This is a genomic window from Paenarthrobacter sp. NPDC089322 (assembly GCF_040684895.1).
Taxonomy (GTDB): Bacteria; Actinomycetota; Actinomycetes; order Actinomycetales; family Micrococcaceae; genus Arthrobacter.
In genome coordinates this window covers 1-2,297 of sequence record NZ_JBFBGW010000042.1, presented here as the reverse complement: position 1 = coordinate 2,297, position 2,297 = coordinate 1, and the positions used below count along the sequence as shown (strand labels likewise).

Here is a 2,297-nt window from a genome sequence, read left to right as displayed (position 1 = left end):
TGCACCCGGGAGGGTGTGGGAGAGTAGGACACCGCCGGACAACCATTCAGGTCGAGACCCCCCAACCCACGTTGGGGGGTCTCCCACATTAACCACCAAAACACCCAGCCCCACCAAAAGGGGCCAACGGTGTTTAAGGGCACGGCACCTCAGTATCAAGGCACCTCAACACGAACGCCGCCGGCTACATCACCGGGCCTTAGCGCGGGAAGCCAAGGCATGTTAGCGTCTTGGTGATCGTGATCAGTTACCAGGAGGTGAGACCCATGAATGCAGTATCCGCATCGGGTGCTCCCTCGCAGTCCACGATCCCGCGACTGATTCGGTCGCCGCGACGCCACTAGTCGCCAGCGGGAGCGCCACATTTGGCAATTCGCGAAAGGCGCGTCCCATGAACACAACATCTTCTTCAATTCCGTACCTCCCGGCGACGTCTAAAGCGGCGGTGGAATCCGATCGGCAGCAGCTGCAGCCCGATGCCGCAAGGCGCATGCCCGCCGACGGCGGCCTGGCTCTTGTCCTCGGTGGTGGTGGATCCACAGGCAACGCGTGGCTGATCGGCGTCATCGCCGGAATGCTCGACGCCGGCGTGGATGCGACGAAGGCCGATCTGATCATCGGCACTTCGGCAGGATCAACCGCCGCCGCCCAGCTAACAAGTGCGGCGCCAGCGGAGCTTTTTGCCGCCGCACTTGCTCCCGTAGCTGGCGCCCTTCCTCAGCAGAGCCGTACCAATGGACGGGTCCTGGCGGGGTCTGTCGCTGCCTCCATGGACAGATCGGCCGCCATCATTGCTGCCTCCGTGGATGTATCCGATATGCGCCGAAGGATGGGCGCTGCGCTGATGTCGGACGGAGCTTCACGCAGTTCAGCGTGGCGCTCTACTGTCGCCGCGCGGCTCCCCAGCCAGGCCTGGCCGCAACAGCGGGTGCTGATTACCGCCGTCGATGCCCGAACCGGTGACCCGGTGGTGTTCGACCGCCACAGCGGGATCGACCTGGTTGATGCCGTGGCGGCCAGCTGCTCCAGTGGCTTCGCCTACAGCATTGGCGACCACCGTTACATCGACGGCGGCTACCGGACAAATGCTGAAAATGCCGACCTCGCCGCGGGGTGTGTTCGGGTGCTGGTCTTGTCTCCCTTCGGTGGCAGAACGCGGACTCCGTCGGAGTGGGGCTTGCACCTGGAGACACAGGTGGGCGAGCTACGTGCACAAGGTAGCAGGGTGGAGTTGATCTTCCCGGACAGCGACGCCGAGCATTTGTTCGGTGCCAACGCCATGGACGTGTCGCTGCGTCCGGCTGCGGCGCAAGCAGGCTACGCCCAGGGGAAGGCCCGCGCAGAGCAGCTCGTCGGTTTCTGGCGATGATGATTCAACGCTAAGAGCCCCTGAACCGGTGAAGGGCCCCCCCGTGACGTGGCGGCCCTTCATGCTTTTCAGGCTTTGGCTGGGAATGCGACGTTAGGTGGTCGGTGCCTTCGCGGCTTTGGCAGCGGCTTTGGCCGCTTGCTTGCTGGCCCGCACCTTCGCCAAGGATTCGGAGTCCACGATGTCCGCGACAGACAGGTACGAACCGGACTCACCGTAGTGTCCTGCAGCCTCGCGCCAGCCCTCCGCCCGCAAATTGCATTGCTTACCGAGGAGGGCCAGGAAAATCTTTGCCTTCTGTTCGCCGAAGCCGGGCAAAGACATGAGGCGACGAAGTACCTCGGGACCATCGGGATTGCCTTTCGTCCAGATAGCGGCCGCATCTCCGTCCCAGTCGCGGTGAACCGTTTCCGCGAGAGCCTGGACACGCCCGGCCATGGAGCCGGGGAACCGATGGACGGCCGGCCGCTCCTTGAAGACCTCCACAAAGCCTGCGGGATCATAGTCGGCGATCGTGCCAGGATCCAGCGACCCGAGGCGTGTACGTATCTTTTCGGGACCGGCAAACGCCGACTCCATGGTGACTTGTTGATCGAGCAACATACCGGTCAATAACGCGAAAGCGTCGTCGCTGAGTAGTTTGTCCGCGGCGGCATCCCCTGTGATGTGCAGTTCCATGCGTTCCATCCTCCCACCACCTTGCACTTGCGTCATTGGCGGCCCGGGGCCCGTTCCTGCTTCCGGGCGTCGCCCGGATGGGTCGCGTTTGTGGTGTGTTCGACGGCGGTTTGGTGGGGTTTTGGTGGTGTGGTGGGTGGTGTTTTGGGTGGGGTTGGGGGTGGATTTGCGTTGGGGTGGTGGGGGGTGTATTGTTTTCTGAGTCGCCGGGAGCGGAACGGAAAGCCGGAAGGTGTGTATGTTTCGGGTG

Annotated in this window: 2 protein-coding genes; one reads left to right on the top strand and one right to left on the bottom strand. The window is 63.3% G+C overall.

The genetic code is table 11. From position 1 onward, the window contains the following. The first annotated feature begins 391 nt into the window (after nt 1–391). Nucleotides 392–1,369: a patatin-like phospholipase family protein gene (locus AB0N65_RS20610; protein WP_364166137.1), complete on the top strand. Its 978-nt coding sequence runs from the start codon at nt 392–394 to the stop codon at nt 1,367–1,369. 93 nt (nt 1,370–1,462) lie between these two features. Here AB0N65_RS20610 and AB0N65_RS20605 read toward each other — a convergent pair whose 3' ends face one another. Then, nucleotides 1,463–2,056 carry an HhH-GPD-type base excision DNA repair protein gene (locus AB0N65_RS20605; RefSeq protein WP_364166134.1) on the bottom strand — a complete coding sequence of 198 codons (594 nt, stop codon included), beginning with the start codon at nt 2,054–2,056 and terminating at the stop codon, nt 1,463–1,465. Between the last annotated feature and the right edge of the window lie 241 nt (nt 2,057–2,297).

Bases quoted from the DNA above. Each gene is read 5' to 3' on its own strand.
- AB0N65_RS20610 (WP_364166137.1), top strand. From the start codon at position 392: ATGAACACAACATCTTCTTCAATTCCGTACCTCCCGGCGACGTCTAAA.
- AB0N65_RS20605 (WP_364166134.1), bottom strand. From the start codon at position 2,056: ATGGAACGCATGGAACTGCACATCACAGGGGATGCCGCCGCGGACAAA.